Source organism: Stenotrophomonas sp. 220_Sma (assembly GCF_056487375.1).
Window position 1 is genome coordinate 2,793,446 of the sequence record NZ_CM151348.1, and the last position, 21,913, is coordinate 2,815,358.

General features: G+C 68.0%; 24 protein-coding genes. 10 read left to right on the plus strand and 14 right to left on the minus strand.

The window, feature by feature from the left end; genetic code table 11:
- Positions 1-4: 4 nt before the first annotated feature.
- The 7 genes from gspG to ACZLIB_RS13125 all read right to left on the minus strand — a co-directional run bounded on the left by gspG (position 5) and on the right by ACZLIB_RS13125 (position 5,014).
- On the minus strand, positions 5-442 hold the full coding sequence (gene gspG / locus ACZLIB_RS13095; RefSeq protein WP_110712520.1) for a type II secretion system major pseudopilin GspG: 438 nt from the start codon (positions 440-442) through the stop codon (positions 5-7).
- A 57-nt stretch (positions 443-499) separates the two neighbouring features.
- Entirely contained in the window at positions 500-1,060 is a 561-nt protein-coding gene (locus ACZLIB_RS13100) for a hypothetical protein (protein ID WP_478467818.1), read from the minus strand.
- A 144-nt stretch (positions 1,061-1,204) separates the two neighbouring features.
- Positions 1,205-1,756, minus strand: coding sequence for a hypothetical protein (locus tag ACZLIB_RS13105; RefSeq protein WP_049463065.1), 552 nt, complete (start codon positions 1,754-1,756; stop codon positions 1,205-1,207).
- A 58-nt stretch (positions 1,757-1,814) separates the two neighbouring features.
- Positions 1,815-2,795, minus strand: coding sequence for a FecR family protein (locus tag ACZLIB_RS13110; RefSeq protein WP_107433708.1), 981 nt, complete (start codon positions 2,793-2,795; stop codon positions 1,815-1,817).
- A 69-nt stretch (positions 2,796-2,864) separates the two neighbouring features.
- Positions 2,865-3,395 carry an RNA polymerase sigma factor gene (locus ACZLIB_RS13115; protein WP_032128154.1) on the minus strand — a complete coding sequence of 177 codons (531 nt, stop codon included), beginning with the start codon at positions 3,393-3,395 and terminating at the stop codon, positions 2,865-2,867.
- Between the two features lie 16 nt (positions 3,396-3,411).
- Entirely contained in the window at positions 3,412-4,092 is a 681-nt protein-coding gene (locus ACZLIB_RS13120) for a TonB-dependent receptor (protein WP_032128127.1), read from the minus strand.
- A 457-nt stretch (positions 4,093-4,549) separates the two neighbouring features.
- Positions 4,550-5,014 carry an Lrp/AsnC family transcriptional regulator gene (locus ACZLIB_RS13125; RefSeq protein ID WP_005413654.1) on the minus strand — a complete coding sequence of 155 codons (465 nt, stop codon included), beginning with the start codon at positions 5,012-5,014 and terminating at the stop codon, positions 4,550-4,552.
- A gap of 127 nt (positions 5,015-5,141) precedes the next feature.
- On the opposite strand from ACZLIB_RS13125, the gene ACZLIB_RS13130 reads away from it, so the two are divergent.
- The 4 genes from ACZLIB_RS13130 to ACZLIB_RS13145 all read left to right on the plus strand — a co-directional run bounded on the left by ACZLIB_RS13130 (position 5,142) and on the right by ACZLIB_RS13145 (position 8,367).
- Entirely contained in the window at positions 5,142-5,873 is a 732-nt protein-coding gene (locus tag ACZLIB_RS13130; protein ID WP_014037422.1) for an AzlC family ABC transporter permease, read from the plus strand.
- Positions 5,870-6,184, plus strand: coding sequence for an AzlD family protein (locus tag ACZLIB_RS13135; protein ID WP_107433709.1), 315 nt, complete (start codon positions 5,870-5,872; stop codon positions 6,182-6,184). Before ACZLIB_RS13130 ends, ACZLIB_RS13135 begins: the two co-directional genes overlap by 4 nt.
- A 228-nt stretch (positions 6,185-6,412) precedes the next feature.
- Entirely contained in the window at positions 6,413-6,841 is a 429-nt protein-coding gene (locus ACZLIB_RS13140) for a PAS domain-containing protein (RefSeq protein WP_005409905.1), read from the plus strand.
- Positions 6,838-8,367, plus strand: a complete 1,530-nt coding sequence (locus ACZLIB_RS13145; protein WP_478467819.1) for a diflavin oxidoreductase — start codon at positions 6,838-6,840, stop codon at positions 8,365-8,367. The genes ACZLIB_RS13140 and ACZLIB_RS13145 overlap by 4 nt, the downstream gene beginning before the upstream one ends.
- Before the next feature lie 352 nt (positions 8,368-8,719).
- Here the strand turns inward: ACZLIB_RS13145 and ACZLIB_RS13150 are convergent, their stop codons facing one another.
- Complete coding sequence (locus ACZLIB_RS13150) at positions 8,720-9,526, minus strand: TOBE domain-containing protein (RefSeq protein WP_097047732.1); 807 nt, start codon at positions 9,524-9,526, stop codon at positions 8,720-8,722.
- A gap of 182 nt (positions 9,527-9,708) precedes the next feature.
- Between ACZLIB_RS13150 and ACZLIB_RS13155 the strand changes: the two genes are divergently transcribed.
- The 6 genes from ACZLIB_RS13155 to ACZLIB_RS13180 are packed head-to-tail and all read left to right on the plus strand — an operon-like array spanning position 9,709 to position 15,856.
- Positions 9,709-11,691: a TonB-dependent receptor plug domain-containing protein gene (locus ACZLIB_RS13155; protein WP_478467821.1), complete on the plus strand. Its 1,983-nt coding sequence runs from the start codon at positions 9,709-9,711 to the stop codon at positions 11,689-11,691.
- 2 nt (positions 11,692-11,693) lie between these two features.
- Positions 11,694-12,236 (plus strand): DUF2478 domain-containing protein, encoded by a 543-nt coding sequence (locus ACZLIB_RS13160; RefSeq protein WP_329913346.1) that lies wholly within the window; start codon positions 11,694-11,696, stop codon positions 12,234-12,236.
- Positions 12,233-13,270, plus strand: coding sequence for an ABC transporter substrate-binding protein (locus ACZLIB_RS13165; protein WP_478467823.1), 1,038 nt, complete (start codon positions 12,233-12,235; stop codon positions 13,268-13,270). Before ACZLIB_RS13160 ends, ACZLIB_RS13165 begins: the two co-directional genes overlap by 4 nt.
- A gap of 2 nt (positions 13,271-13,272) precedes the next feature.
- Positions 13,273-14,286, plus strand: coding sequence for a FecCD family ABC transporter permease (locus ACZLIB_RS13170; protein WP_478467824.1), 1,014 nt, complete (start codon positions 13,273-13,275; stop codon positions 14,284-14,286).
- Positions 14,283-15,059: an ABC transporter ATP-binding protein gene (locus tag ACZLIB_RS13175; RefSeq protein ID WP_478467825.1), complete on the plus strand. Its 777-nt coding sequence runs from the start codon at positions 14,283-14,285 to the stop codon at positions 15,057-15,059. Before ACZLIB_RS13170 ends, ACZLIB_RS13175 begins: the two co-directional genes overlap by 4 nt.
- Positions 15,056-15,856 (plus strand): class I SAM-dependent methyltransferase, encoded by an 801-nt coding sequence (locus tag ACZLIB_RS13180; RefSeq protein WP_478467826.1) that lies wholly within the window; start codon positions 15,056-15,058, stop codon positions 15,854-15,856. The genes ACZLIB_RS13175 and ACZLIB_RS13180 overlap by 4 nt, the downstream gene beginning before the upstream one ends.
- Positions 15,857-16,300: 444 nt before the next feature.
- Here the strand turns inward: ACZLIB_RS13180 and ACZLIB_RS13185 are convergent, their stop codons facing one another.
- The 6 genes from ACZLIB_RS13185 to ACZLIB_RS13210 all read right to left on the minus strand — a co-directional run bounded on the left by ACZLIB_RS13185 (position 16,301) and on the right by ACZLIB_RS13210 (position 21,890).
- Positions 16,301-16,969 carry a sulfate/molybdate ABC transporter ATP-binding protein gene (locus tag ACZLIB_RS13185; RefSeq protein ID WP_049422059.1) on the minus strand — a complete coding sequence of 223 codons (669 nt, stop codon included), beginning with the start codon at positions 16,967-16,969 and terminating at the stop codon, positions 16,301-16,303.
- The gene (gene modB / locus ACZLIB_RS13190) at positions 16,959-17,642 is read right to left on the minus strand and encodes a molybdate ABC transporter permease subunit (protein ID WP_006371078.1); all 684 of its coding nucleotides are present in this window, start codon (positions 17,640-17,642) and stop codon (positions 16,959-16,961) included. The genes ACZLIB_RS13185 and modB overlap by 11 nt, the downstream gene beginning before the upstream one ends.
- A 3-nt stretch (positions 17,643-17,645) precedes the next feature.
- Positions 17,646-18,389: a molybdate ABC transporter substrate-binding protein gene (gene modA, locus ACZLIB_RS13195; protein ID WP_478467828.1), complete on the minus strand. Its 744-nt coding sequence runs from the start codon at positions 18,387-18,389 to the stop codon at positions 17,646-17,648.
- Positions 18,390-18,408: 19 nt separating this feature from the next.
- Positions 18,409-19,185 (minus strand): helix-turn-helix domain-containing protein, encoded by a 777-nt coding sequence (locus ACZLIB_RS13200; RefSeq protein WP_049401325.1) that lies wholly within the window; start codon positions 19,183-19,185, stop codon positions 18,409-18,411.
- Positions 19,186-19,196: 11 nt separating this feature from the next.
- The gene (locus tag ACZLIB_RS13205) at positions 19,197-20,411 is read right to left on the minus strand and encodes an oxygen-independent coproporphyrinogen III oxidase (protein WP_049401265.1); all 1,215 of its coding nucleotides are present in this window, start codon (positions 20,409-20,411) and stop codon (positions 19,197-19,199) included.
- A 150-nt stretch (positions 20,412-20,561) separates the two neighbouring features.
- Positions 20,562-21,890, minus strand: a complete 1,329-nt coding sequence (locus ACZLIB_RS13210; protein ID WP_478467830.1) for an MFS transporter — start codon at positions 21,888-21,890, stop codon at positions 20,562-20,564.
- Between the last annotated feature and the right edge of the window lie 23 nt (positions 21,891-21,913).

Here is a 21,913-nt window from a genome sequence, read left to right on the forward strand (position 1 = left end):
CGCCTCACAGCTGCCAGGAGCCGATGTCCGCGTTCCCGGCGTCGCCACCGGGCTTGCTGTCCGCACCCAGCGAGAACACATCGATGTCGCCATGGGTTCCGGGAATCTGGTACTGGTACGGATGGCCCCATGGGTCATTCGGCAGGCGATCCAGATACGGTGTCACCGGCATCGCACCGCCGCCCTGCGGCGGCTTCACCAGCGCCTGCAGGCCCTGTTCGGCGCTGGGATAGCGACCGTTGTCCAGCTTGAACAACTTCAATGCCTGCATCAGCGCCGCGATGTCCTGGCGCGCCGCCACCACGCGCGCCTGGTCGGGACGGTCCATCAACCGCGGCACGATCAATGCCGCGAGAATGCCGATGATCACCACCACCACCATGATCTCGATCAGGCTGAAGCCCTGCTGCCGAGCCCTGCGACCACCCACCTGCCTTGCCATTGTTCCGCCCTCGTCATCCTGGAAGAGACCGCTGCGCCATGGTCAGCGGTGCATGTGTCAGTACGATAAACATCCGCCTGCTATTCGCTGCGCGTGTGCCTGTGCAGGCGCAGCACGTGCCGCAGGTACACATGCAGACTCCAACAAGTGCTGCGGCACGCTGGCCAGCGCATCGTCGATGCAGCCGCGCAGCAACGGGTGCGCGCAGGCCTGCAGCAGGCGCACGCACTGCATCGGCGACCACGCGGTGCCATGGTCGAGGCCGATGAACATCCGGTAGGCCTGGTGGTAGCGCAGATCGTCGTACACGCGCTGCGCACTGTTGAGATCACGCACGACCACCAGCAACGCCGCACGTTGCAGCTGCCGCACATCGCCCGCGTCAAGCGGCAGCGCGTTCATGGCCGCTTCGGGCCAGGGCCGCAGCTGCAGATCGAGGGCGCGCCGCAGCGCGGCCAGCGGATGCGCGCTGCTGTCCAGTGCCGCCCAGCGTGCCGCATCGGCCCAGGCATCACTGGACAGCACCCAGACCCACGAGTGCCCATAGCGCTGCACGTTCACAGGCGTGTGCCGAGCCTGCTCCAGCGACTGGCTCAGGTGGCGATCCAGTTCCAGCATGCTGATCCTGCGACTATCTGCCATCGGCGCCGCCCGTGCTCCACGACGCGTGGTGCGTCGTACTCTGGAGAAGACGTCAGCAAGGCAGGTGAAGCGACAACGCGAATGCGTCTCTGTGCGCTGCGTGGCGTTTCATCAGCAACGTCATCGCAGCGTCATCTGCCTGCAGGCTTCGCGCTCCAGTCGCGGCGCTTCGCCCCCGCAACGGCGCGCCAGTATCGCCACATCGCTGCGTGCGGCGAACGTTGTCAGCGCATTGGACATATCCACGTCATCGCACCATGACGCCATCGCAACACGCAGCGCCGGCAGCTGCCAGCCATCCATCACGCCCTGGGTGCCGGCCACGAACCAGTGCCAAAGACGATGGTGCTGTACCTGTTCGTGCAGTTGCACGAGATCGTCGATGCCGTGCATGCCCATCAGCAGCAGCACGCGCGCCATCGCCGCAGGCGGCAGCGTGCCGGCCTCAGCGAGGGGCAGCACCTGCTGCTGCAGCCGCAACAGCATCGCCAACGGGTGGGACTGCGGATCGAACTCCAGCAGAACGGCCTGTTGCTGCCATTGCGCATCGGAGACCACGCACACCCACGGCGATCCATAGCGATGCACCATCAAGGGCCGTCGCTGCGTGGTTTCCAGCAACGCCGACAGATTGCGGCGCAGATCCAGCACACCGATGGTCTCGTTGCGCATCCTTGGCGTCTCCTTGCTTGCAACAGCCCTGCGCGGCGCGCACGGCCAGCGTCTTCACCTAACCAAGGACGGCAATGCCACCCGGAAAGCGACGCAGATCCAGCGACATCGTCAGTCGCAGCTGCTCCAGCGCCGCGTCCGGATCATCGATGCGGAAACGGCCGCTGACCGGGGCCCGCGCCAATGCCGATTCGCCCAGCAGCACCTTGCCGCGGCGGTAGCGGTTGATTTCATCCACCACCTCGCGCAATGGAGCGCGGCGGAACACCAGCATGCCCTCGGTCCAGGCGCTCACTTCCGACGCCAGGGCTTCGGCCACCACGCCACTGAGGCGCTCGTCGTACTGGGTCTGCTGGCCCGCCTGCAGCTGCAGGCGGCCCTGCGGGTGCTCGATGCGGGCGCTGCCCTGCAGGCAGGTTACCCGTACCTGGCCGTGGGTGTTGCGGACGTCCAGGCGCACCGCACCTTCATCGGCAATCACGCAGCCCGGCCCCGCGAACAGGGCAAGGCGCAGGCCTGCCTGGGTTTCGATCGCGGCCTGGCCCTGCACCAGCTCGAAGCCTTCGCCCTGCGTGTCCGAACGACGGCGCAGGCTGCTCTGCGTATCCAGCTCGATCTTCAGCTGCGGCAAGGGTGCGATCTGCAGCCGTTCACCGGTGCCGGTGTGGAAATCGGCCGCCATCGCCGTCACCGAGGGCCACAGCCCCAGCGGCGGGCGGATCGCCGCCACCACCACCAGACTGGCCGGTGCGGCAATCGCGGCGCCCAGGAAGGCGCGCCGGCTCCAGCGCTGGGCCGGCGTCGGCGCGACCGGCTGGCGCGCAGCGGCGGGCAGCTGCTCGCCGGCCAGGCGTACCTGCTCCCATTGCCGGCGCGCACGGCCGAATGCTTCGCGATGACGCGGATCAGCCTCGCACCACTCACGGAACCTGCGCCCATCGGCGGCGGTCGCCTCGCCCGAGGTCAACCGCACCACCCACGCGTGGGCCTGACGCTCGACGGCATCCAGCGGGCGTTGCGGGCGATCGTCAGGATCCATGGGGGCTCATGCCGGACCCGCACGCTGCGGGGTTCTGCTCGGCGTCAAAGTGTAGACGGATGCCGCCGCTCAGAACCGCACCTGACGCCCCTGTCCGCTGCGCTCGGCCAGGTAGTCCTGGGCCGCTTTCAGCTCGCGCTGCACAAGCCGCAGCGACACGCCCAGCTGGTCGGCGACGTCGCGCTGCTGCAGGCCATCGACGCGGATCGCCAGCAGGATGCGGCGTCGGCGCTCGGGCATGCGCTGCAGCAGGCCGACCATGTCCTCCAGCGCGAAATCCAGTTCGGCCGCCTGCGCCGGGCCCGGTGCAGGGTCGGCCATCTCCATCAGCGTATCCACCTCTTCCAGGCTCAGCAGGCGGTGGTCGGCACGCTGGCGGTCGATCACCGTGTTCATCGCCATGCGCAACAGGTAGGCCGCGGGGTTCTGCACGGCATCCAGGCGGTCACGGCGCGCACTCAGGCGCATCCAGGTGTCCTGCAGCGCATCGCCGGCCAGCTCCTCCGAGCCCAGCTTGCGCACCAGGCGGCGCTTCAGCTCGTCGTAGGCCCCCAGAAGGTGGTCCATCAGGTCAACTGCCCCAGCCGTACCGTTGCTCATGTTCGAATCCTTGAAGTCATGGAAGGGGCGCGCGCCGGCCACAGTCGTGGTCGGCGCCGGAAGGACGGATCTGCAGGGTCACCGGCTGCGGCAGCGCAGCGGCATCGCGCGCCAGCACCAGGCCCTGCAGCGCCTGAAGCAGGCGCGCATCGCGGCGGGCACTGCCACTGCCGGACAGCAGCTCGGGCTGCTGCACCTGGCCCTCGCCGTCGACGTGGAAGCGCAGCGTTGCGGCATAGCGGCCGGGCGCGATCTCGGGGTCGTCACAGAACGCCGCACGCAGGCGCTGCTGCAGCCCGCCATAGCGGCGCCGACGCTCGGCATCCGGGAGCTCGGCGCCAATACCGGGTTCGGCTGCCGCGGGCGTGCCCCGGCGCAGCACCACGCGCTGCTCGCCGATCACCTCGGCCTCGATACCGGAATCCTGCAGCAGCATCTGCAAGGCAGGCAGCGGCGCAAGACTGGCGCGCAGCGCATGGCTGCTACGGCCCGCGGCAAGATCGCCCGGGTACATCACCGACCACCCGCTGATGACGCTGAAGCGCTCGACCGCCTGCTCCAGCGGCTGCGCAGGGATGTCGTAGGCATGAACACCGTCCTGCGCCACAGCGGCAAAGGACAGCAGCAGCCATGCGGCGATGGCCACCTTCCAAGTTCTGACCGCATGGTGTCCATTCAGCCCCCTGACGTAGAACACATGACCCTCGGCAGCGACAGCAGCTGCAGTGGACGCGCGCCACGACCGGAACCCCGGCCCGCGCGCGACCAGCAAGCGGGCTCAAACCGTACCGGGGGCACATGTCATTGCGATGACCGCCGCCCACGGCCGACCGTCGGGCCAGCCTTCCTGGAGCCAGTCACGGATCAGGCATCAACGAGTCGAACAGACCATGTCCTCCAGGCGTGGGGTCAGAGCCCGTTGCACAGCAACGGGATCCGACCCCGACAGGTCGCGGGGAACTGTCAGGCGCGGGGCGGTGTGGGCAGGCAGGACCGTTGGCGCCATGGATGGCGCCATCGAGCCCCCATGGATGGGTCTACGGCGTGTCCTGCCTGGCCACACCGCCCCGCCGCCCTGGGAACATCGCCGTTGCAGTTGCTTCGGCCGTTGCCTCTGCGGGTGCCGGGTGCAACCCGGCCGGAACCCCCATCCCTCAAAGCGGCAACTGGGTCGTCTGCTTGATCCGCTGCATCGGAATCTCGGTCTTGGTGTTCTGCACCCCGGCAATCCGGTTCAGGTGCTGCATCTGGAACTGCCGGTACGCATCCAGGTCCGCCACCGCCACCCGCAACAGGAAATCGCAGTCGCCCGCCATCAGATGGCATTCAAGCACTTCCGGGAAAGACTTGATGCTGTTGATGAAGTGATTGGTGGTGTCCTCGTCCTGCCCGCGCAGCCAGACCCGCACGAACACGGTGAAGCCACGGCCCACCTTGGCCTCGTTCAACAAGGCCACATAGCGGTCGATGTAGCCGCCCTCCTCCAGCAGCCGCACCCGCCGCAGGCAGGCAGAGGGCGAAAGGCCCACCAGCCGGGCCAGCTCCAGGTTCTGCAGCCGTCCGTCACGCTGCAGGGCATCGAGGATGCGGCGATCGAGGTTGTCGAGCTGATACTGCACGGGATTTCACCTTTGGCGACCTTGGCCGCATGGAATCTCAATATTCCCGAATTGAATGGCATCAACGCAACCCGATTTCGCGATCGGACCGCTAGCATGGGCCACCCCCACCTCGTTGTGCCGTTCCATGGACGCCCGTACCACCCTCCCCCTGCCCGATACCTGCGATACCGCCCCGCGCGCCGAATTCCTGCGCGGCCTGCGCGCCGCCGTACCGGTGATGATCGGCTTCATTCCCTTCGCCCTGGTGCTCGGCGCCCAGGCCGCCCAGAAAGGCCTCAGCGCCCTGGAAGTGCCGCTGATGACCGGCCTCAACTTCGCCGGCGGCTCGGAGTTCGCCGCCGTCGAACTGTGGACCTCGCCGCCGCATATCGCGCTGATCGTGGCGATCACCGCGCTGGTCAACAGCCGCCACCTGCTGATGGGCGCCAGCCTGGCCCCGCTGCTGCAGCACCTGCCGCGCCGCCGCGTGCTGCCGGCACTGTTCTTCATGTGCGACGAGAGCTGGGCGATGGGCGTGGCCGATGCGCGCCGCCGTGCGCTCGGCTTCAGCCTGGCCTATTACCTGGGTGTGTCGGCAGGCCTGTACACGGTCTGGGTGGCCTGCACCGCGCTGGGCGCGATCGTTGGGCCGATGCTGGGCGACATCCACGCCTACGGCTTCGACATGGCCTTCCCCGCCGTGTTCCTGGTGCTGCTGCGTGGCATGTGGCAGGGCATGAAGGCCGCGCGCCCGTGGCTGGTCAGCCTGGTGGTGGCCGCTGCCACCTACCTGCTGGTGCCGGGTGCGTGGTACGTGGCCAGCGGCGCACTGGCGGGCCTGGCCGCGGCCTGGCTGCTGGCGGAGGACGCAGCATGATCTTCAACGGCCTGATCCACTGGACTTCGGTACTGACCATCGTGCTGATGGCCGCCGCCACCTACCTGACCCGCATCGTCGGCTTCCTCGCACTGCGCAACCGCACACTGAGCAAGCGCGCGGTAACGGTGATGGAAGCCGCGCCGGGCTGCGTGCTGATCTCGGTGATCGCGCCCGACTTCGTCGCCGACAAGCCCGCCGACCTCGCCGCGCTGGCGATCACCCTGCTGGCTGCCACGCGGCTGTCGATGCTGCCGACGGTGCTGATCGGCGTGTTCTCGGCGGGTGTACTGCGCTATCTGATGGGCTGACGCGCTCGCCGTTCCTGTAGAGCCGAGCCCATGCTCGGCTACTGGCATTCCCGCTTGCCGCGTGAGCCGAGCATGGGCTCGTCTCTGCAGAGATTCTCCCTGCGACACCCGGTCGCAGCCGATCCCGGCATCCACTTGATCAATGTCAAACCGCCCGCCGCCGTGCGGGCGTATTTCTATGCAGGACCCGAACACGCCGGCGTTACCGGCATTCACAAGGACCCTGCGATGAGCTACACCCCCGACAACGCCCAGCTGCTGAATGCCATGCAGAACGTCATGGTGATCTCCACCACCGACCTGCAGGGCAACATCACCTACGCCAATGACCTGTTCTGCACGCTCACCGGCTTCGCCCGCGAGGAGCTGATCGGCCAGCCGCACAGCATCGTGCGCCATCCGGATGTGCCCAAGGCGGTCTACAAGGACATGTGGGACACCATCAAGGCCGGCAAGACCTGGACCGGCATCGTTCCCAACCTTGGCAAGGGTGGCGTGCTCTACGTGGTCGACACCACCGTGCAACCGCTGTTCGACGCCGACGGCAACATCACCTCGTACATCAGCATCCGCCGCGTGGTGAACGACCTGATGCAGAACTACGACCTGGTCGAGTTCAGCAAGGAAAAGTTCGACGATTTCTACGAGGCCGCGTGAACGCTCTCCCGACCAGTACGCCCTTCAGCCGCCTGCTGGTGGGTTTCGCGTCCGAGTCGGGCAATGCCCGCGCCCTGGCCCAGCGCCTGGGCGCGGACCTGCAGCCGCACGCGCCGCAGGTGCTTGCATTCAATGACATCGACGTGGCCAGCCTCGGCCACGGCGACGTGCTGCTGGCGATCTCCAGCTCGTTCGGCGATGGCGAACCGCCGGCCAACGGCGAGCAGTTCTTCGAAACGCTGCGCCAGACCCCAACGCTGAGCGGCCTGCGCTATGCGGTGTTCGGCCTGGGCGACACCGGCTACCCCAGCTTCTGCGGCTTCACCAAGGCGCTGGATGCGGCGCTGAGCGATCGCCAGGCGCAGCCGCTGCTGCAGCGCGTGGATGCCGACCTGGGCTACGAGCAGTTCTTCCAGCAATGGCAGCCGGTGCTGGGCCAGGTACTGGATGGCGACGTGAACGCTGGCCAGGACCTGCACCTGCAGGTGACCGCGTATGGCGAAGACAATGCCTTTGCCGCCCCCATTCTCGAACGCCGCCGCTTGAACAGCAGCGACCCGGCCGCCTGGCATCTGCAGCTGGACATTGCCGGCAGTGGCATGGCGTACCGCGCGGGCGACACCCTGCACGTAGTACCCGAGAACGACCCTGCCCTGATGCAGGCATTGGCCCGCTGGTATGGCGACAACGCCACCGTGGCCGCACTGCACGACCGCGAGCTGCGCCTGCTGAGCAAGGGCGTGCTGCGCGAATTGGCCAAATTGGGCGGCAGCGAGGTGCTGAAGGGCCTGTTGAAGGTCAGCCAGAAGCGCGAACTGGAAGCCTACCTGCACGGGCTGGACCTGCTGGACGTGCTGCAGGACCACGCCACGCCGGACAGCGTGCCGCTGGCCCGCCTGCGCGAACTGCTGTCACCGCGCCTGCCGCGCGCCTATTCGATTGCCTCGCACCCGTGCGACGACCAGCTGAGCCTGTGCGTGCGCGAAGTGCGCTACACCCTGCGCGGCCGTGAGCGCTTTGGCACAGCCACCGGCAGCCTGCTGCACGGTGGCGACCACGCCCGTGTGTACTGCCGCTCCAATCCGGGCTTCCATCTGCCCGATACCGGCGAAGCACCGCTGCTGCTGGTCGGCACCGGCACCGGCATTGCACCGTTGATGGGGCTGATGCAGGAGCTGCAGGCCAGCGCCTGCGCGCGCGAAGTGCACCTGGTGTTCGGCGAGAAGCACAGCCAGCACGATTACCTGTACCGCGAACAGCTGCAGGACTGGCACACGCGAGGCGTGCTGGCCGGCCTGCATACTGCATTCTCGCGCGACGGCGCCGAAAAGGTCTATGTGCAGCATGTGCTGCAGCAGCGCGGCGATGACGTGCGCGATGTACTGGCCCGCGGCGGGCATCTGTACCTGTGCGGCAACAAGAGCCACCTGGAAAGCGCGGTGCGCGAGGCTATCGATGCCATCGTTGGCGAGGGCCAGTGGGACGCGCTGCGGGGCGAAGGCCGCACGCACTGCGAGTTGTATTGATCCATCACCACTGGACTGCACGAACCCTGGACCGGTAGAGCCCACCGCTGGCCGGCTGCGCTTCGCACCATGAAGCTGCCGGCCAGCGGCCGGCACTACCAGACCGCTCTACATCGGCACGCCCACGATCACGCTCGACGCCTTGAACAGCGCTGCGGTACTGGCGCGGGTGATCACCGTCGGTGGCCAGGGGCACTGGGACACGCTACGAGGTGAAGACTGCACGCACTGCGAGTTGTATTGATCCATCACCACTGGACCACACGAACCCTGGATCGGTAGAGCCGGCCGCTGGCCGGCTGCGCTTCGCACCATGAAGCTGCCGGCCAGCGGCCGGCACTACCAGACCGCTCTACATCGGCACGCCCACGATAACGCTCGACGCCTTGAACAGTACTGTTGCCGTGCTGCCTTCGCGTAGTTCCAGCGCTGCGGTACTGGCACGGGTGATCACCGCCACCACGCTGCAGCCATGGCCGATGTCCACCACCACCTCGTCATTCACCGCGCCCTCGGTGATCCGCTCCACCGTGCCGGCGAACTGGTTGCGCGCCGAGTAGCGCGCGCCCTCGCCCTGCGCCACGATCACCGACGAAGCTTTCACCAGCGCATAGGCCGGCACGCCCACCGCCAGGCCCAGCGATTCCACGCTGCCATGGGTGATGGTGGCGACCAGCGCCAGGCCCGGCGCCACTTCGATCTGCACTTCATCATTCACCGCACCGGTGGCCAGCGCGCTGACCCGGCCGTGGAACTGGTTGCGTGCACTGGTGATCATGCCGATTCTCCGGATCAGGGCCAGATCCTCGTCCAGCCCGGGGGTGGCCTGCAGCGACTGCAGGAACGTACGGTGCGCGCGCTCGACCTCCTCGAAACGGGCGATCAGCTGGTGGCCGCGCTCGGTCAGTCGTGCACCGCCGCCACCACGGCCGCCCACGCTGCGCGCGACCAGCGGTTCGCCGGCCGCGGTGTTCATCGCGTCCACCGCGTCCCAGGCGTTCTTGTAGGTCATGCCCATGCGCTTGGCGGCCTGGCTGATCGAGCCACACGCATCGATCAGGCCCAGCAGCGCGAAGCGTCCGCGGCCACCCACGCTCTGCCCGGCAATGCTCAGCCACAGGTTGCCCTGCAGCTCCAACGGCGGCTCGGCCTCACTCATCGTGCTTCGATCCCTGCGTTCGCGCGAGCGCCCAGTGTACGGCGTGGCCGCCCTGCACCGTGCTTGATATCGATCAAGGTGGCCGTGCCGGCCAGCGCCGAGAATCCCCGGGTCGGTCATCAAGTTGACCCCTGCCAACCGTTATATCATCTTGGATATAACGAACCCGAGGAATCGCGAGGATGCGTACCTGTCGTTTCGTTCTACCCCTGTCCGCCCTGCTGCTCCCGCTTGCCGCCACGGCGGCCGACACGGCCTCGCCGCCAGTGTTCACCCTGGGCACGATCGACGTGCATGCCGAGCGCGGCACGTCGCCCACCGTGGCCGAACGCAGCCTCGACGCCGAACGCATCCAGCAGCTCGACCGCAACACGGTCGGTGATGCGGTCAGCGTATTGCCGGGCGTGAGCCTGGCGCGCAACTCGCGCAACGAGGACATGGTCTACCTGCGCGGCTTCGATGCGCGCCAGGTGCCGGTGTTCCTCGACGGCATCCCGCTGTACGTGCCCTATGACGGCTACGTGGACTTCGGCCGCTTCACCACCTTCGACCTGGCCGAGATCCAGGTCGCCAGCGGCGGCGCCTCGCTGTTGTACGGACCGAACATCCTCGGCGGTGCGATCAACCTGGTCAGCCGCCGCCCGGAGCGCCCGCTGGAAGGCGACGTGCGGCTGGGCATCGCCGATGGCGGCGAGCGCAAGGCGGCGGTCAACCTCGGCGGGCGTCGTGGCGACTGGTACTTCCAGCTCGGTGCGTCGATCCTGAAAGCCGATGAGTTCCCGCTGCCGAAGGGCTTCGTCGACTACAAGCGCGTGCCCACCGACACCGGCAAGGACCGCCGCAACGCCTCGCGCGACGACCGCCGCCTGTCGTTCAAGCTGGGCTACACCCCGCGCGAGGGCGACGAGTACGCAATCGGCTACGCGCGCCAGGACGGCGAGAAGGACAACCCGGTCTACACCGGCACCGCGCGCAGCGGCATCCGCTACTGGCGCTGGCCGTGGTGGGACAAGGACAGCCTGTACTTCATCGGCAACACCCGCCTGGGCGAGCACACCACGCTGCGCACCCGCGTCTACCGCGATACCTATGGCAACGGCCTGGACGCCTATACCGACGGCAGCTACCAGGTGGCGATGGACAACAGCAGCTTCCCCAGCATCTACGATGACCGCACCGTGGGCGGCTCGGTAACCCTGGCCACCACGGCGCTGCCGCGCCAGGAACTGCAGTTCGCGATCCACTACAAGGAAGACCAGCACAGCGAGCGCAACCCGCACTCGCCCACCAAGGACTTCCGTGATGTCACCACCTCGGTGGCGATCGAGGACCGCATCGCGCTGACCGACACCTCGCACCTGCGCGTGGGCATCGGCCATGACCGCCGCGACGCCAAGCGCGTGTATTTCTGGCCAACCGGCAGCACCGATGCCACCAATGCGGTGCTGGAGTACGTGCAGCAACTGGCGCCGGACCAGCAGTGGTATGCAAGCGCCGCGCGGCGTACGCGTTTCCCGACCATCAAGGACCGCTATTCCGCGCGCATGGGTTCAGCCCTGCCCAATCCGGACCTGAAGGCCGAGCATGCGACCCACTTCGAAGTGGGCCTGCGTGGCCGCTGGTGGGAGGGCGGCCAGCTGCAGGCGGCGCTGTTCCAGAGCCGCATCGATGACCTGATCCAGAACGCCGTGGTGGCCTCGCGCGAATGCGGCGGCAGCACCTGCAACCAGGCGCAGAACATCGGCAAGGCCCGCCACCAGGGCGTGGAACTGGGCCTGCGCCAGCGCATCGGCGACGACTGGGACGTGCAGACCAGCTACACCTGGCTGCGCCGCACCAACCTGGAAGACCGCCGCGTGGCCCTGCTCGACAGTCCGCGCCAACGGTTGTTCATGGCGGTGGGCTGGCAGCTGCTGCCACAGCTGAAGCTGCAGGCCACGCTGGAAGCCGAACAGGGCCGCAAGGTCAGCTACGCCGATGCCGCACGACCGGTGCGCGAGCTGCCCGGTTATGGCATCACCGGCTTCAAGGCCAGCTGGAGCCCACGCGAGGCCTGGGATTTCGACCTCGGCGTGCGCAACATCGGTGACACGTGGTACGAGTTGGCGGACGGCTACCCGATGCCGGGCCGTACTTGGTTCGCCAATGCCAACTGGAGATTCTGAGCATGAGCGCTACACAGCCACCACGCATCGCGGCCATCGTGCATGACCACAGCGGCGAGCCCGATGCCCTGCTGGCCGCGTTCGCCGCACGCCAGCTGGCCGCCGGCCACCGCGTGCGCGGGCTGGTGCACCTGCCGCACGAACCCACCGCCAACGGCAACAAGCGCATGGCACTGATGGACGTGACCGATCCCGGTTCGCGTTATCCGATCAGCCAGGCGCTGGGCCCGGCCTCCTGTGGCTGCAACCTGGACCCGGGCGGCATCGCCGATGCCAGCGTGGTGCTGCGCCGCGCGTTGCAGGACCACGCCGCGCTGGCCATTGCCAACCGTTTCGGCACGCTGGAATCGGAAGGCGGCGGCATGGCCGATGAGCTGCTGGCGCTGATGCTGGCCGGCATCCCGTTGTTGACGGCGGTGAAGCTGCCCTACCTCGACGCGTGGCGCCAGTTCACCGGCGGCATGGCCGTCGAGCTGCCTGCCGATGACGCGGCGTTGCAGGCCTGGTGGGATGCCTGCCGCACCGCGCCGGAGGCCGCCGCATGAGGCGGCGCGCCCTGCTGCAGGCATTCGCGCTGGCACCGTTGCTGGTCGCCAATGCCAAGCTGCTGGCGATGCCGGCGCAGCGCGTGCTGCGGCTGGGTGCACCCAAGGCCACGCCCAAGCGCGTGTTCGCTGCCGGTCCGCCGGCCGCGGTACTGCTTGCCGCGGTGGCACCCGAACGCCTGCTCGGTTGGCCGATGAAGGTATCGCCCGAGGCACTGGCGCAGCTGCCGGCGTCGCTGCGCACGCTGCCGGTGGTCGGTCGCCTGGCCGGGCGCGGCAGCACGGTCAGCCTTGAACGCCTGCTGGCAATGCAGCCGGACCTGGTGCTGGATGCCGGTGACTTCGATGCCAATTACCGCGACTCGGCCGAGAGGGTCTGGAAGCAGACCGCGATTCCGTTCGAGCTGATTGCCGGCCGCCTGCCTGATCATCCGGCGCAGCTGCGCCACGTCGGCAGGCTGCTGGGCGTTGCCGCACGCGGCGAAGCGCTGGCCCAGGCGGCCGAGGCGCAGCTGGCACTGGTACGTGAGGTGCTGGCGACACGTCCCGCTGCGACACGGCCCACGGTGTATTACGGGCGTGGCAGCGACGGCCTGGAAAGTGGACTGTCCGGTTCGATCAACACCGAAGTCATCGAGTTCTGTGGCGGCCGCAACGTGGCCGCCAGCGCCGGTGCCGGCGGCCTCGCCCGCGTGTCGTTCGAGCAACTGCTGGCCTGGGATCCGGACGTGATCCTGACCCAGGATGCCGGGTTCGCTGCTCGTGCAACAGAGGACCCGCGCTGGCGCGCCTTGCGTGCCGTGCGCGAGCGTCGCCTGCACTGCGCGCCGGTATTGCCATTCGGATGGCTGGATGGTCCGCCCGGTGTCAACCGCCTGCCCGGCCTGCCGTGGCTGCTGTCCAGGCTGCATCCCGGTGCAGTGCCCGCGCTGGCACCCGCCGCACTCCACGCGCGCATCGGCGCGCTGCATCAGCTGCTGTGGGGCCAACCATTGCCCACCACGCTTGCACGCAGCCTGGATGCGAACGTCTGAGCATGCGCACGCTTCCACGTTGGGCCTGGCATGCCGGTGGCTGGAGCCTGCTGCTGGCGATGTTGTTGCTGGCGTTCTCGGTCGGCCAGTTTCCGGTACGTCCGGCGGCGCTGCTGCATGCCGTCGGCTGGCAGCTGTTCGGCATCGGCGAACCCAGCCCGCCTGCCGTGCAGGCCGCGCTCTGGCATATCCGCCTGCCTCGCGTGCTCGCGGCCATGCTGATCGGCGCGGTACTGTCGGCAGCCGGTGCCGCCTACCAGGCCATGTTCCGCAATCCGCTGGTGTCGCCGGACATCCTCGGCGTCTCGGCCGGCGCGGGCCTTGGCGCTTCGCTGGGGCTGTTCCTCGGCCTGCCGATGCTGCTGGTGCAGGGCATTGCCTTCGCCGGTGGGCTGGGGGCCGTGGGCCTGGTCTGCCTGGTGGCAGCGCTGGTACGGCGGCACGATCCGGTCTTGGTGCTGGTGCTCGCCGGCGTTGCGGTGTCGGCGCTGCTCGGTGCCGGCATCTCGCTGCTGAAACTGCTGGCCGATCCGTACACTCAGTTGCCGTCAATCACCTTCTGGCTGCTGGGTGGTTTGAACGCCGTGGTCATCGACGACCTCAAGGTCACCGCGCCGCTGCTGCTGGTCGGGCTGTTGCCGCTGGTGCTGCTGCGCTGGCGGGTGAACCTGCTCGGCCTGGGTGATGAAGAGGCCAGCGCGCTGGGCGTGGCGGTCACCCCGCTGCGCTGGACGCTGATCGCCGCCGCTACGCTATGCACCGCCGCGGCGGTGTCACTTGCCGGCATCATCGGCTGGGTCGGGTTGGTGGTTCCGCATATCGCGCGGCTGCTGGTCGGCGCTGATTTCCGCCGCCTGCTGCCGGCCAGCCTGCTGCTCGGTGCCAGCTTCCTGCTCGCCGCCGATACACTGGCACGCACCCTGGCGCCGATCGAACTGCCACTCGGCATCCTCACCGCCTTCGTCGGCGTGCCGTGTTTCCTGCTGGTGCTGGCACGCAGCGAGCGTCGCCCATGAATGCGGCGGCCCCGCTTCTGGAAGCCCGTGGTCTGGTCATCGGCCATGCCGGCGTGGCACTCGGCGCGCAGTTTGCACTGTCGGTGCAGCCCGGCGAGGTGCTGTGCCTGCTTGGTCCGAACGGCTGTGGCAAGACCACCCTGTTCCGCACCCTGCTCGGCCTGCTGCCTGCCGTACGCGGCGAAGTGGACCTGCAGGGCACGCCGCTGCGCGCGCATGATCGCGCCGCCCGTGCCCGCCGCATGGCGTACGTGCCGCAGGCCGCGCCACTGCCCTTCGCCTGGCGCGTGCGCGAGGTGGTGGCCATGGGCCGCGCCGCGCACCTGGGCCTGCTGTCCGCACCTGGCCGCGCCGACGAGGCCATCGCCGATGACTGCCTGCGCGAACTGGGCCTGCAGGCGCTGGCCGAACGCACCGTCACTACGCTCAGCGGTGGCGAACGCCAGCTGGTACTGATCGCACGTGCACTGGCCCAGCAGGCACAACTGCTGGTGATGGATGAACCCACCGCCAGCCTCGACTTCGGCAACCAGCTGCGCATCCTCGATACCGTGCGCCGCCTGGCCGAGCGTGGCATCGGCGTGCTGCTGTCCACCCATCAACCGCAGCACGCGCTGCAGGTGGCCGACCGCATCGCGTTGATGTCCACCGGCAGCCTGCAGGCGCTCGGTCCTGCCCGTGAGGTCGCAACGCCCGAACGCCTCGCCACCCTGTATGGCGTCGATGCCGCACGCGTCGCCGCCGCCCTGCCCGCTTCTGGAACGCCACTATGAGTACACCCCTACCGACCCCGATCGACCACAGCGCACGCTACCGCCAACATCTGCAGGCCTGTGGTTTCCAAGCCAAGCCGGCCAGTGCCTGGGATACGCGTGCCGCACAGTCCAGCTGGAGGCGGCGCCACGATGACTACAGCGAGGCATTCCTCGACCGGCTTGATCTCAGTGGTGTCGCCACGGTCCTGGATGTCGGCTGTGGCCCCGGCCTGCTGAGCCTGCCGATTGCCGCACAGGTGGGCCATGTGCACGCGCTCGACTACAGCACCGGCATGCTCGAAGGACTGCGCGCTGCGATCATCCGCGACGGCGTTTCCAACGTCACGCCGTGGGCGCTGTCGTGGACCGATGACTGGCACGACGTGCCGCGTTGCGACCTGGCGATTGCCTCCCGCTCATTGATGGTGCCGGATCTGGAGGCCGCGCTGCGCAGGCTGGATGCGCACGCCCGCCAGCGCGCTTGCATTACCTTCGCCACCGGCCCTCGTGCCGGCGTACCGGAGCTGGCCGGGCTGCTTGGCCGTGACTGGGTGCCGATGCCCGACCATCGCTACCCGATCAACATGCTGCTGGACATGGGGCGCGAGCCGCAGGTCGACTACCTGCCCGAATCAGTGCGTGATGTCGCACAGGATGCCGATGGCCTGGTGCGCCAGGCCGTGGAACTGTTCGGTGCGTTGGATGCGGATGAGGAAGCACGCGTGCGCGCATGGCATGCCCGCTCACCGCAGCATCGTTTCGGCATGGCGCCGACGCGACGCTGGGCGTTCATCCAGTGGGCGACGAACGGTTGAACCGGTAGAGCCGGCCGCTGGCCGGCTGCTCCGGATTCCATGGTTGCCGGCCAGCGGCCGGCACTACCATCAGATGTAGCCATTCATCGCCTGAGCCTCGCGGAACCCCTGAACCGGTAGAGCCGGCCGCAGGCCGGCTGCTCTGGATTCCATGGTTGCCGGCCAGCGGCCGGCACTACCATCAGATGCAACCATTCATCGCCTGAGCGTCGCTGAACCCCTGAACCGGTAGAACCGGCCGCTGGCCGGCTGCTCCGGAATCCGTGGTTGCCGGCCAGCGGCCGGCACTACCATCAGCTGTAGTCAACCCTCGCCTGTGCGTCGCGGAACCCCTGAACCGGTAGAGCCGGCCGCTGGCCGGCTGCTCCGGATTCCATGGTTGCCGGCCAGCGGCCGGCACTACCATCAGATGTAGCCATTCATCGCCAGTGCGTCCATCGCGGGTCAACCGCCGACGATGCGACCATCCACCACGCGTGCTACCTGCTGGCCGAACATGGCCACATCCTGCGGGTCGTGGCTGATCAACAGCAACGGAATACCAGTCTTGTCCAGCACGGTCTCAAGCTCCTGGCGCAGGTGCTGGCGCAGATCATGGTCCAGCGCGGAGAACGGCTCATCCAGCAGCAGCGCCTGCGGCTGTGTCACCAGGGCCCGTGCCAGTGCAGTGCGCTGGCGCTGTCCCCCGGATACCTGTGACGGTAGAAGATCACCGACCGTGTCGATGCGGAATGCGTGCAACCACTGCTCCACCGCTTCGAAGCGCTGCCCGGCGCGCGGATTCAACCAGCCCTTCTGCAGACCGAACGCCACGTTCTGGCGCACGCTCAGGTGCGGGAACAGTGCGTAATCCTGGAACACGTAGCCCAGCCGGCGGCGCTGCGGCGGCAGGTCCACGCCGGCCGCCGCGTCAAACAAGGTCTGCCCCTGCAGGCGCACGTGGCCCTGGCCCGGCCGCAGCAGCCCGGCCACCGCCTTCAGCGTCAGGCTCTTGCCCGCGCCCGAGGGCCCGAACAGCACCACCTGCCGCTGCGTGCACTGCAGCGATACGTCCAACACGAAATCCTGGCCGGCCGCCTGCAGCCGACGCTGCACCTGCAGGTCAAGCCACATCACGCAGCTCCCGGCGACGCCCGCCCACCAGCCGTGCGGCCAGCAGCAGGATCACGATGCACACCACCGAGGTCAGGATCACCAGCGCATTGGCCTTGCCGTCCTGACCGGCCTGCACCGCTTCGTAGATGGCGATCGACAGCGTCTGCGTGCGGCCCGGAATGCTGCCGGCCACCATCAGCGTGGCACCGAACTCACCCATCGCACGGGCAAACGCCAGCAGCAGGCCGGCGAGGATGCCGCGCCAGGCCAGCGGCAGCGTGATGCGGAAGAACACCGCCGCTTCGGACACACCGAGCGTACGTGCGGCCTGTTCCAGCTGTCCGTCCACTTCCTCGAACGCCGCGCGTGCCGGCTTGAACACCAGCGGCAGCGAGGCCACTGCGGCGGCGATCACTGCAGCCTGCCAGGTAAACACCAGGTTGATGCCAAACCACGACTGCAGCCACGCGCCGATCGGTCCGTTACGGCCGATCAGCACCAGCAGGTAATAGCCCAGCACTGTTGGCGGCAACACCATCGGCAGGGTCAGCAGCGAATCCAGCAGCTCGCGGCCGGGAAATCGCCGCCGCGCCAACAGCGCGCCCAGTGCCACGCCCAGCACCAGATTGATCGCGGTGGCCCAACCGGCCACCTTCAGCGACAACCCCAGCGCGCTCCAGTCGAGATCCATGCCTCAGGGCTTGCCGAACCCGTGCCTGGCCAGGATCGCCTGGCCCTGTGCCGAACGCACGAAGGCGGTGAAGCGCTTGGCTTCAGCCGGTTGCGTACTGGCCTTGGTCACCGCCAGCGGATAGGCAATGCGCCCCGCCACAGGCACCGCGAAAGCGCGGCGCACGCGGTCGGGCATCGCCTGCGCATCGGTGGCATAGACGAAGCCGGCATCCACTTCACCACGCGCCACGTAGTCCAGCGACTGGCGCACGTTCTGGGTGGTGATGACCCTGCCCTGCACCGACGGCCACAGGCCCGCCGCTTCCAGCGCGCCCTTGGCGTAGCGGCCGACCGGCACGCTGTCCGGGTTGCCCAGTGCGATGCGCTGCACGCCGGCACCGGTCAGGTCCTTCAAGCTACGCGGCGCGGCCTTGGCCTGCGGCGGCACCACCACCCACAGCGCGTTCACCGCGAATACCTCGCGGGTGCCCGCCGCCAGCAGGTCCTGCTGCTGGGCCTGGTCCATCGTGGTTTCATCGGCCGAGGCGAACACGTCCACCGGCGCGCCACGACTGATCTGCTGCAGCAGCACGCCTGAGGCGGCGAAGTTGAAATCGACCTTGGTTCCCGGGTGCGCCTTCTCATAGGCGGCGCCGAGTTCGCGGAAGCTCTCGGTCAGGCTCGATGCCGCCGACACCGTCAGGTCGGCCGCCCAGGCTGGCAGCGTGGCCAGCAGTCCCAGCAACAACAGTCCAGCGCGTTTCATCGTCGGCTCCCGGCCAGGTTCAGTTCGAATCGGATTCGTCGGCCACCGCCAGCGCCGCCAGGCGCTCGGGCTGCAGCAGCAGGATCTCGCGCTGCTTCACCGCGATGATCCCATCATCGCTCAGGCGGCGCAGCACGCGGCTGGCGGTTTCCGGCGCCATCCGCAGGTAGTTGGCGATCTCGGTACGCGCCATGGTCAGGTTGAAGCGCGTGGCGGAAAAACCGCGCCGCGCGTAACGCTCGGACATGTCGAGCAGGAACGCCGCCATGCGCTCTTCGGTACGGTGATTCGCGGCCAGCGTGGCGACCTTGCCGATCTCCGCACTGAGCAGGCTGAACAGCTTGGCCTGCAGCCCCGGCATGCGTGTGGCCAGCAGGCTCAGCTTGGGGAACGAGATGCGGCACAGGTGCACGGTGTCCAGCGCCACCGCATTGCAGGGGAAGCGCGAGCCGTGAATCGCATTCAGGCCGATCACTTCGCCCGGCAGGCTGAAGCCCAGCACCTGCTCGTTGCCCTGGCTGTCATCGACGAAGGTCTTGACCATACCGGCGCGCACCGCAGCAATCGAATCGAACGACTCACCGGCGCGGAAGATGTAGTCGCCGGCATGGAACGGACCGACGTGGTCGACCAGCACATGCAGGTCACCCAGCGCGGTCTTGTCGTAACCCTGCGACATGCAGGCATCGGAAAATGCACAGGTACTGCAGAAGTGCAGCGCGTCGCCATCATCGGCGGCGGCGGGGTTCGGCGTGGCCCGGCCGAGGCGACCCTGGGAAGGCGGAGTTGAAGACATCGGGGCAGGACTCAAGCGATGGCGGCCGCCGGCCGGAAGCATGCGGCCATCATACGCCACAGCAACCGCCCTTCTTCGGCCAGCCGCAGCACACGTGCATCCCACTGCGCCCAGCCGCGCGCCAGCAGCGGCGACAGCGCCGGCAGCTGTTCGGCGAAGCATTCCTCGAAGGGTTCATCATTACGCCACTCGAAGGCGGCCGCATCGAGGGCATGGTCGCAGGCGATGCTCTGTGCCACCTCGGCCGCCATCCGCTCGTCCTCGGACAGGATCAGGCCCGCGGCCACGCCCATGTGACCGGACTGCAATCGCGCCCGCCATTCGCCCAGCTCGTCCTCCAGCCGGTAGAACACTTCGCCGATCTGGCTGCAGGCGGACAGGCCAAGCCCGATGAAATCACTGCGGTCACGGCGCGGCACGCCGGCCAGGTCGCAGTGGCGCTGGCCATCGCCGGGCCCATGCGGATTGGGCAGGTCACCACGCTGGTAGTGGTCACCGCCGATGGGTTCATAACCGGCATCGCGCAGCAGGCGCCAGGCCTGCAGCCAATGCGCTGCCGACGGACGCTGCGGCAGCGCGCACGGTGCCGGCAGCAGGATGCGCTCGGGTGCCTCGGCCAGCACCTCATGCAGACGCTCGATGAAACCGGTGTCCTCACTGGCGGGAACGCGCAGCTGGTAGTAGCGCGCAGTGAAGCCGACCTGCCGCGCCTGTGCCAGCAGAGTCGGCCCCGGCGCATCGGCACGGTCGATCACGTTCAGGCGGGTGCACCCCACCGCGCGCAGCTGCGCCGGTGACAGCGCACTGCCGGCGTCCAGCCGCACTTCCACCTGCGGGCGCGCCACGGTGCGCAGGTGCTGCGGCACGGCGTCCAGCAGCTGGCCCAGCTGCGGCGGCGGCAACGTCTCGGCCAATCCCAGCTGCAACACCATCGCCACCACTTCGCGGTCCTCGGCCAGGGCATCGGCCTGCAGCTGCAGGGCCAGCAGCAACGTGTCCAGATACGCCTGCGGCGGCACATCGCGCCCGCCACGACCGGCCTGGAAGCCGAGCGTCAAGCCACGCGGGATCAGGTGCTCGTTGCTGGCACGCACGGCGGCACGCCAGCCGCTTTCGCCAAACCCGGTGCTGAACTGGTCAGCCGCCGGGAACAGCACATGCCGGGGCTGCCGCAGCAATGCTGCCTGCAGCGCAGTGTCCTCACTCTCATCGACGTGGAAGCTCATGGCACACATCTTCGGGCGTTCCTCTTCGCGTGGCCCTGATTGAAATCAAGCGTGGCGCATCGGCAGGTTCATGCCGGCCAGCGGCCGGCACTACCAGGCGCCGCGTGGCTCACCGCATTGGTAGTGCCGGCCGCTGGCCGGCAACCCCGTTCACCCGCCGCGCACCCGCTCGGCGGCGGCCGCATCGATGGCTTCGGGCAGGTCGGTCTCGCGGTCGATCTGCGGGAAGTGACGGCGCTCCATGCGACGGATCGCAAAATGCATCCACGCCAGTGCAGCCGCCACCAGCACGAACAGCAGCATGAAACAGCTGCTCCAGATGCCCACGGCATCGTTCAATGCCCCGAACACGATCGGCAGGATGAAACCACCCAGGCCGCCGATCATGCCGACCACGCCGCCCACCGCACCCACGTGCTTGGGGTAGTACACCGGAATGTGCTTGTAGACCGCGGCCTTGCCCAGCGACATGAAGAAGCCCAGCACGAACACCAGCACGGTGAACATCACCACGCCGATGGCCAGATGGAAGTGGATCGGGCCGTGGATGCCCTTCACCACGTACTCGGTATCCGGGTAGGCCAGCAGGAAGGTGCAGATGGCCGACACGCCGAAGGTCCAGTACATCACCCGCCGCGCGCCCATCCGGTCCGACATCCAGCCACCGACCACGCGGAACAGGCTGGCCGGGATCGAGTAGCACGCCGCCAGCATGCCGGCGTGGCCCACGTCCATGCCGTAGGCACCCACCAGATAGTGCGGCAGCCACAGCGCCAGCGCCACGAAGCCACCGAACACGAAGAAGTAGTACAGCGAGAACCGCCACACCTGCAGGTTTTTCAGCGGCGCCATCTGCTCGGCGAACGGCACCGGCTTCACGCCCTCGCGGCGACGCTGCTCCAGCGAGGGGTCTTCCTTGCTGAAGAGGAAGAAGAGCACCGCCGTGACCGCCAGCGCGACCGCCCAGACCTTGGCAACCATGGTCCAGCCCGCGGCCACCATCACCAGCGGCGCCAACAGCTTGGTCACCGCCGAGCCGATGTTGCCGGCACCGAAGATGCCCAGCGCAGTGCCCTGCTTGCTGGCCGGGAACCACTTCGACACGTAGGCCACGCCCACCGAGAAGTTGCCGCCGGCGATGCCCACGCACAGCGCGGCAATCAGGAACTGGGTGTAGGTCTGCGCGTAGGTCAGCATCCAGGTGGCCACGGCGCCACACAGCATCACCAGCACCATCACCTTGCGGCCACCGAACTGGTCGGACCAGATGCCGAGGAAGACGCGGCTGACCGAGCCGGTCAGCACCGGCGTGGCGATCAACAGGCCGAACTGGGTGTCGTTCAAACCGAGCTGTTGGCTGATCTGGATGCCGATGATTGAAAAGATCATCCACACCGCGAAGCACACGGTGAAGGCGAACGTGCTCAGCCACAGCGCACGCTGCTGCCCGGCACTGGCGGGGGCAAGGGCCTGGTTCATGGGGTCTCCTCGTTCAATGGGGG

Bases quoted from the DNA above. Each gene is read 5' to 3' on its own strand.
- ACZLIB_RS13100 (WP_478467818.1), bottom strand. From the start codon at position 1,060: ATGCTGGAACTGGATCGCCACCTGAGCCAGTCGCTGGAGCAGGCTCGG.
- ACZLIB_RS13115 (WP_032128154.1), bottom strand. From the start codon at position 3,395: ATGAGCAACGGTACGGCTGGGGCAGTTGACCTGATGGACCACCTTCTG.
- ACZLIB_RS13160 (WP_329913346.1), top strand. From the start codon at position 11,694: ATGAGCGCTACACAGCCACCACGCATCGCGGCCATCGTGCATGACCAC.
- gspG (WP_110712520.1), bottom strand. From the start codon at position 442: ATGGCAAGGCAGGTGGGTGGTCGCAGGGCTCGGCAGCAGGGCTTCAGC.
- ACZLIB_RS13150 (WP_097047732.1), bottom strand. From the start codon at position 9,526: ATGAGTGAGGCCGAGCCGCCGTTGGAGCTGCAGGGCAACCTGTGGCTG.
- ACZLIB_RS13110 (WP_107433708.1), bottom strand. From the start codon at position 2,795: ATGGATCCTGACGATCGCCCGCAACGCCCGCTGGATGCCGTCGAGCGT.
- ACZLIB_RS13175 (WP_478467825.1), top strand. From the start codon at position 14,283: ATGAATGCGGCGGCCCCGCTTCTGGAAGCCCGTGGTCTGGTCATCGGC.
- ACZLIB_RS13210 (WP_478467830.1), bottom strand. From the start codon at position 21,890: ATGAACCAGGCCCTTGCCCCCGCCAGTGCCGGGCAGCAGCGTGCGCTG.
- ACZLIB_RS13105 (WP_049463065.1), bottom strand. From the start codon at position 1,756: ATGCGCAACGAGACCATCGGTGTGCTGGATCTGCGCCGCAATCTGTCG.
- modB (WP_006371078.1), bottom strand. From the start codon at position 17,642: ATGGATCTCGACTGGAGCGCGCTGGGGTTGTCGCTGAAGGTGGCCGGT.
- ACZLIB_RS13170 (WP_478467824.1), top strand. From the start codon at position 13,273: ATGCGCACGCTTCCACGTTGGGCCTGGCATGCCGGTGGCTGGAGCCTG.
- ACZLIB_RS13140 (WP_005409905.1), top strand. From the start codon at position 6,413: ATGAGCTACACCCCCGACAACGCCCAGCTGCTGAATGCCATGCAGAAC.
- ACZLIB_RS13130 (WP_014037422.1), top strand. From the start codon at position 5,142: ATGGACGCCCGTACCACCCTCCCCCTGCCCGATACCTGCGATACCGCC.
- ACZLIB_RS13165 (WP_478467823.1), top strand. From the start codon at position 12,233: ATGAGGCGGCGCGCCCTGCTGCAGGCATTCGCGCTGGCACCGTTGCTG.
- ACZLIB_RS13205 (WP_049401265.1), bottom strand. From the start codon at position 20,411: ATGAGCTTCCACGTCGATGAGAGTGAGGACACTGCGCTGCAGGCAGCA.
- ACZLIB_RS13135 (WP_107433709.1), top strand. From the start codon at position 5,870: ATGATCTTCAACGGCCTGATCCACTGGACTTCGGTACTGACCATCGTG.
- ACZLIB_RS13180 (WP_478467826.1), top strand. From the start codon at position 15,056: ATGAGTACACCCCTACCGACCCCGATCGACCACAGCGCACGCTACCGC.
- ACZLIB_RS13185 (WP_049422059.1), bottom strand. From the start codon at position 16,969: ATGTGGCTTGACCTGCAGGTGCAGCGTCGGCTGCAGGCGGCCGGCCAG.
- ACZLIB_RS13155 (WP_478467821.1), top strand. From the start codon at position 9,709: ATGCGTACCTGTCGTTTCGTTCTACCCCTGTCCGCCCTGCTGCTCCCG.
- ACZLIB_RS13200 (WP_049401325.1), bottom strand. From the start codon at position 19,185: ATGTCTTCAACTCCGCCTTCCCAGGGTCGCCTCGGCCGGGCCACGCCG.
- modA (WP_478467828.1), bottom strand. From the start codon at position 18,389: ATGAAACGCGCTGGACTGTTGTTGCTGGGACTGCTGGCCACGCTGCCA.